The following is a 6,464-nucleotide window of genomic DNA, read 5'->3' as shown; positions in this document are numbered from 1 at the left end:
CGTCCTACTCGATTTCACTTCTAAGATCCTTTCGCGTACAGGGCTATCACCCACTATGGCCGCACTTTCCAGAGCGTTCCGCTAAAATCAAAGAAGCTTAAGGGCTAGTCCCCGTTCGCTCGCCACTACTAAGGGAATCTCGGTTGATTTCTTTTCCTCAGGGTACTTAGATGTTTCAGTTCCCCTGGTTCGCCTCTTGCACCTATGTATTCAGTACAAGATAACCATCTTATGATGGCTGGGTTCCCCCATTCAGACATCTCCGGATCAAAGTCTGTTTGCCGACTCCCCGAAGCTTTTCGCAGGCTACCACGTCTTTCATCGCCTCTGACTGCCAAGGCATCCACCGTATGCGCTTCTTCACTTGACCATATAACCCCAAGCAATCTGGTTATACTGTGAAGACGACATTCGCCGAAAATTCGAATTTCTCAACTAAGAGAACTCACAAATTTTACCTTAGCCTGATCCGTTACCAGTGAAAGTAACGTCCAGTCTATCTTTCTATCACATACCCAAATTTTTAAAGAACGATCTAATCAAAAGACTAGAAATCAACATTCATCATCACCGTGATGGAATGCTCATTTCTAAGCTTTCAGAAGCAGTTTATGGTGGAGCCAAGCGGGATCGAACCGCTGACCTCCTGCGTGCAAGGCAGGCGCTCTCCCAGCTGAGCTATGGCCCCATAACAAAATTGGTGGGTCTGGGCAGATTCGAACTGCCGACCTCACCCTTATCAGGGGTGCGCTCTAACCAACTGAGCTACAGACCCAATTTCGAGCTTGTAACTGTTAGCGTGAGCTATCAGCTTGGAGCTTAAAGCTGCTTCTATCGTCTTCTTCAATGAATCAAGCAATTCGTGTGGGAGCTCATGAAGCAGCTGCGGTCGTCGATTAAGGAGGTGATCCAGCCGCAGGTTCCCCTACGGCTACCTTGTTACGACTTCACCCCAGTCATGAATCACACCGTGGTAACCGTCCTCCCGAAGGTTAGACTAGCTACTTCTGGTGCAACCCACTCCCATGGTGTGACGGGCGGTGTGTACAAGGCCCGGGAACGTATTCACCGCGACATTCTGATTCGCGATTACTAGCGATTCCGACTTCACGCAGTCGAGTTGCAGACTGCGATCCGGACTACGATCGGTTTTGTGGGATTAGCTCCACCTCGCGGCTTGGCAACCCTCTGTACCGACCATTGTAGCACGTGTGTAGCCCAGGCCGTAAGGGCCATGATGACTTGACGTCATCCCCACCTTCCTCCGGTTTGTCACCGGCAGTCTCCTTAGAGTGCCCACCATAACGTGCTGGTAACTAAGGACAAGGGTTGCGCTCGTTACGGGACTTAACCCAACATCTCACGACACGAGCTGACGACAGCCATGCAGCACCTGTCTCAATGTTCCCGAAGGCACCCATCCATCTCTGGAAAGTTCATTGGATGTCAAGGCCTGGTAAGGTTCTTCGCGTTGCTTCGAATTAAACCACATGCTCCACCGCTTGTGCGGGCCCCCGTCAATTCATTTGAGTTTTAACCTTGCGGCCGTACTCCCCAGGCGGTCAACTTAATGCGTTAGCTGCGCCACTAAGAGCTCAAGGCTCCCAACGGCTAGTTGACATCGTTTACGGCGTGGACTACCAGGGTATCTAATCCTGTTTGCTCCCCACGCTTTCGCACCTCAGTGTCAGTATCAGTCCAGGTGGTCGCCTTCGCCACTGGTGTTCCTTCCTATATCTACGCATTTCACCGCTACACAGGAAATTCCACCACCCTCTACCATACTCTAGCTCGACAGTTTTGAATGCAGTTCCCAGGTTGAGCCCGGGGATTTCACATCCAACTTAACGAACCACCTACGCGCGCTTTACGCCCAGTAATTCCGATTAACGCTTGCACCCTCTGTATTACCGCGGCTGCTGGCACAGAGTTAGCCGGTGCTTATTCTGTCGGTAACGTCAAAACACTAACGTATTAGGTTAATGCCCTTCCTCCCAACTTAAAGTGCTTTACAATCCGAAGACCTTCTTCACACACGCGGCATGGCTGGATCAGGCTTTCGCCCATTGTCCAATATTCCCCACTGCTGCCTCCCGTAGGAGTCTGGACCGTGTCTCAGTTCCAGTGTGACTGATCATCCTCTCAGACCAGTTACGGATCGTCGCCTTGGTGAGCCATTACCCCACCAACTAGCTAATCCGACCTAGGCTCATCTGATAGCGCAAGGCCCGAAGGTCCCCTGCTTTCTCCCGTAGGACGTATGCGGTATTAGCGTCCGTTTCCGAGCGTTATCCCCCACTACCAGGCAGATTCCTAGGCATTACTCACCCGTCCGCCGCTCTCAAGAGGTGCAAGCACCTCTCTACCGCTCGACTTGCATGTGTTAGGCCTGCCGCCAGCGTTCAATCTGAGCCATGATCAAACTCTTCAGTTCAAACATCTTTGGGTTTTGAGAAAACCCTAAACTTGGCTCAGCAATCGTTGGTTACATCTTTGATTTCTCGCGGAGTAACTTGTGATGCTGATAATCTGTTGACTAGCAGTCTGACTCCACAAGCACCCACACGAATTGCTTGATTCAGTTGTTAAAGAGCGGTGGGTTGATTCTTTCGTCTCAACCGAGGCGCGCATTCTACAGCGCCCGGTGTTGCTGTCAAGCGGTTATTTTCAGAAGTTTTCAAAGTTTCCTTTTCAACTTCAACCACTTGCGCTTCCGATCTCTCGTTAGCGGGAGGCGAATTCTACAGCGTTACTCGCTGCTGTCAACACCTCTTTTTCACCGCTTTCGACCGAGAAGATCGAATCGTCAACAGAGCCTTACAACACCGCCCCATCAACTCCTTCCGGACCTCGATGAACTGAAGCCCTGCACCTTCGAAACCTACTTAACTCATTGAATATCAAGGAGTTTTCCGTTTCGACTGCGCCGGAAGTGGGGCGAATTATAGACGTCTGGATTTTGCCGTCAACCTTTAATTCGTTCTTTCTATCTATTAACTGCGAGCCGGTCTAAATCCACCCCCATATATGGACGAAACCGCTCTGACTGCGCAATATACTGCTCACTACAACCTTCTCTGCCCTTTAATCTGGACAACACTTCGCAATGACATCCTCACATCGCAGCCTGGTATCAACCCTTTACCCGGTTGCCCTACTACTGATAGCCATGGCCTCCATCCAGTCTGGCGCCTCCCTTGCCAAAAGCATGTTTGCCGAGGTGGGCGCTCAAGGAACCACCACACTACGATTGATCTTTGCCAGCATCATCATGCTTGTATTGCTGCGCCCCTGGCGCGCCAAGCTGACCGCTCAATCCCTGCGTACCGTGATCGTGTACGGGATGGCGTTAGGTGGCATGAACTTTCTCTTCTATATGTCGCTGCGCACCGTTCCCCTGGGAATAGCCGTGGCGCTGGAGTTCACTGGCCCTTTGGCGGTCGCCATTTATGCATCGCGCAGGGCAATCGACTTCCTGTGGATTGCCCTGGCCGTGATCGGCCTGCTTCTTTTGATTCCGGCCGGCGCCGCCGGCACTGGCATTGATCTGGCCGGCGCTGGTTATGCGCTGGGTGCGGGAGGCTGCTGGGCGCTTTACATCCTCTTTGGGCAAAAGGCCGGCGCGGACAACGGTGTCCAGACCGCCGCACTGGGAGTCATGATCGCCGCCCTGTTCGTTGCCCCTATCGGCATCATCCACGCCGGTGCCGCGCTGCTCACCCCGAGCCTGATCCCAGTTGCAATAGGCGTCGCGCTCTTATCGACCGCCCTGCCCTACACCTTGGAAATGATCTCTCTGACCCGAATGCCAGCTCGCACCTTTGGCACGCTGATGAGCGTCGAACCCGCAATCGGCGCTTTGTCCGGGCTTGTGTTCCTCCATGAATACTTATCACTGGCCCAATGGCTGGCCATTGGCTGCATCATTCTCGCGTCGGTGGGTGCAACGCTGACAATGGCTAACACCGCGAAACCCGTCATCGCGGCGGATTGAAGCAGGATTCAACGAAGGTCTGGCATTTGCCGCACATTTAGGCCATGTTTAGGCCGGTAACCTAATGTCAGACATGGATTTTTCCTACAGGACGTCATGAACGCTTCAAGCAAGAGCGAATACGCTCGCACGCGGACGTAAGATCCACGGCGATCATAAGGACGGGAATGAAACGAATTTTGATACTGATCGCCGTACTTGCAGTTGCGGGCTGCGCGGCGACATCGAAAACTGAAGTCAAGCGCGGCAAAAAAGGTCTTCACATTAACTGTTCCGGCCTGTCCTCTTCCTGGGATCAGTGCGCGGCCCGCGCCGCCGACTCATGCGCTCCCAAGGGTTACAAGGTGATCGCCAAGTCCGGTGATGCGGTCGAAGAGCCTGGGGATTATCCCTTCGGACTCAACCCCGCCGGCTACACCAGTCGCAGCATGATCGTCATCTGTAAATAAACGACGTCAGTCGGGTCGCTGTTCAGCGATCCGACGACTGATCTCGGCGTGATTGGACTTAAGGACATCACGCTGGATCTCCGGCGTTGCCAGCATCCGCGCAACAACCAGCGCGCCTACGCATTGCGACAGGATGGCCCAAGCCAAACTGTCGCTCCCCAGTATATTTGCCCAGCTTTTGTGCAGCCGACAGATCCAGTCTTGCGCCGTTTCTCTCACTTGGGCATCCGCACGAGCGATCTCTGCCCCCAACACCGGCAGCGCACAACCGATCTCGGGCTGTTCAACATGGCTCATGCTCAGGTATTGCCTGAGACAACGCTCCAGTTTCGCAGAGTCCATGGCACCGTCACTCAAGCGATCCAGGCTATGAGCCAATTCCCGTTCGACGATGACCTTGAAAAGCTCATCCTTAGATGAAAAGTGGCTGTAGAACGCTCCGCCGCTCAACCCAATCGCTTTCATCAAGCCATCGACTCCAACCGTGGAGAAGCCCGATTTCTTGGCTGAAACGGCGCTGCTGGCAAGCAGCTTTTCGCGGGTTTCCATCTTGTGATTGGCTGAATAACGCATGCTCTGGCCTCTGATTGCTCACCTTGACGCTCGTCGAATCTTAGCATAACGTCCGTTTAGCTAACGATCGTTTACCAATGAGGCGAATCATGAATAACAAGAAGGTCGTACTGGTAGTTGGCGCGGGCGACGCTACCGGCGGAGCGATTGCCAAGCGTTTCGCACAGGAGGGATTCGTCGCTTGCGTTACCCGCCGTAGCGCCGACAAACTCGAATCATTGGTAGATGAAATCCGCGCCCAGGGCGGCGAAGCCCACGGCTTTGCCTGTGATGCACGCAATGAAGAAGATGTCATCGCGCTGATCGAACGCATCGAAAGCCAGATCGGCCCGATTGAAGCCTTTGTGTTCAACATCGGCGCAAACGTTCCTTGCAGCATCCTCGAAGAAACCGCGCGCAAGTATTTCAAGATCTGGGAGATGGCCTGCTTCTCAGGGTTCCTCAACGCCCGAGAAGTGGCCAAGCGCATGGTCAAGCGTCAGCATGGGACAATTCTGTTTACCGGGGCCACTGCCGGTTTGCGCGGTGCTTCGGGGTTCGCCGCTTTCGCAGGCGCCAAGCATGGCATCCGCGCCCTGGCCCAGAGCATGGCGCGTGAACTGGGGCCGATGAATATTCACGTCGCCCACGTAGTGGTGGACGGGGCCATCGACACGGACTTCATCCGCGATAACTTCCCGGAAAAATATGCGACCAAAGATGACGACGGCATCCTCAATCCCGCCCACATCGCCGACAGTTATTGGTACTTGCACAGCCAGCCGCGCGACGCCTGGAGTTTTGAACTGGACCTGCGCCCTTGGAACGAACGTTGGTAAACCCTCCCCATAACAACAAGAGCACAGAACGATGAGCAAATCGGTGGAGTTTTACTTTGACCTCGGCAGCCCGACCGCCTACCTGGCCTACACCCAGTTACCAACGCTTTGTGTGCAGACCGGCAGTACGCTGGTCTATCGTCCGATGTTGCTGGGCGGGGTCTTCAAGGCGACGGGCAACGCGTCACCGGTAACGATCCCGGCCAAGGGTCCTTATCTTTTCAAGGATCTGAATCGTTTCGCCAAACGCTATGGCGTTGCCTTCAATCTCAATCCCTATTTCCCGATCAATACGCTGTTGCTGATGCGTGCCGTAACCGGCATGCAACTGCGCCAGCCTGATCGCTTCGAAGCTTTCATCGATTGCCTGTTTCGAGCTTTGTGGGTCGACGCACGCAACCTCAACGACTCGGCGACCGTGGCTGCGGTCCTGGACAAGGAGGGCTTCGATCCCGGTTACGTGCTGGCCCTGACGGCTGACGTGCAAATCAAGGAAGCACTCAAGACAGCCACCGAAGCAGCGATTGCGCGAGGAGTGTTCGGCGCCCCGAGCATGTTCGTCGGCGATGAACTGTTCTTCGGCCAGGACCGGCTGGACTTCGTCCGTGAAGCCCTCGTCTGACCGTTAGA

Annotated in this window: 5 protein-coding genes, 2 tRNA genes and 2 rRNA genes; 4 read left to right on the top strand and 5 right to left on the bottom strand. The window is 54.2% G+C overall.

The window, feature by feature from the left end:
- The 4 genes from AD663_RS08005 to AD663_RS07990 all read right to left on the bottom strand — a co-directional run.
- Nucleotides 1–370, bottom strand: a 23S ribosomal RNA gene (locus AD663_RS08005); the annotation flags it as partial.
- 242 nt (nt 371–612) lie between these two features.
- A tRNA-Ala gene (locus AD663_RS08000) sits at nt 613–688 on the bottom strand.
- Between the two features lie 10 nt (nt 689–698).
- Nucleotides 699–775 (bottom strand) — tRNA-Ile (locus AD663_RS07995).
- A 122-nt stretch (nt 776–897) separates the two neighbouring features.
- Nucleotides 898–2,434, bottom strand: a 16S ribosomal RNA gene (locus tag AD663_RS07990).
- Between the two features lie 672 nt (nt 2,435–3,106).
- Here AD663_RS07990 and rhtA point away from each other — a divergent pair.
- Together rhtA and AD663_RS07980 are read left to right on the top strand one after the other, a co-directional pair.
- Complete coding sequence (rhtA, locus tag AD663_RS07985; protein ID WP_053213524.1) at nt 3,107–3,994, top strand: threonine/homoserine exporter RhtA; 888 nt, start codon at nt 3,107–3,109, stop codon at nt 3,992–3,994.
- A 167-nt stretch (nt 3,995–4,161) separates the two neighbouring features.
- Nucleotides 4,162–4,443, top strand: a complete 282-nt coding sequence (locus AD663_RS07980; protein ID WP_003179618.1) for a hypothetical protein — start codon at nt 4,162–4,164, stop codon at nt 4,441–4,443.
- A 6-nt stretch (nt 4,444–4,449) separates the two neighbouring features.
- Here AD663_RS07980 and AD663_RS07975 read toward each other — a convergent pair whose 3' ends face one another.
- On the bottom strand, nt 4,450–5,016 hold the full coding sequence (locus tag AD663_RS07975) for a TetR/AcrR family transcriptional regulator (protein ID WP_003179617.1): 567 nt from the start codon (nt 5,014–5,016) through the stop codon (nt 4,450–4,452).
- Nucleotides 5,017–5,105: 89 nt separating this feature from the next.
- Between AD663_RS07975 and AD663_RS07970 the strand changes: the two genes are divergently transcribed.
- Nucleotides 5,106–5,834, top strand: a complete 729-nt coding sequence (locus AD663_RS07970) for an SDR family oxidoreductase (protein ID WP_003179616.1) — start codon at nt 5,106–5,108, stop codon at nt 5,832–5,834.
- A gap of 31 nt (nt 5,835–5,865) precedes the next feature.
- The gene (locus AD663_RS07965; RefSeq protein WP_003179614.1) at nt 5,866–6,456 is read left to right on the top strand and encodes a 2-hydroxychromene-2-carboxylate isomerase; all 591 of its coding nucleotides are present in this window, start codon (nt 5,866–5,868) and stop codon (nt 6,454–6,456) included.
- Nucleotides 6,457–6,464 lie beyond the last annotated feature (8 nt).

It is taken from the genome of Pseudomonas sp. Q12-87, from assembly GCF_001269755.1.
Classification (GTDB): Bacteria; Pseudomonadota; Gammaproteobacteria; order Pseudomonadales; family Pseudomonadaceae; genus Aquipseudomonas; species Aquipseudomonas fluorescens_S.
The sequence above is the reverse complement of the archived record's forward strand: the minus strand, read 5'-3'. Positions and strand labels throughout refer to the sequence as shown.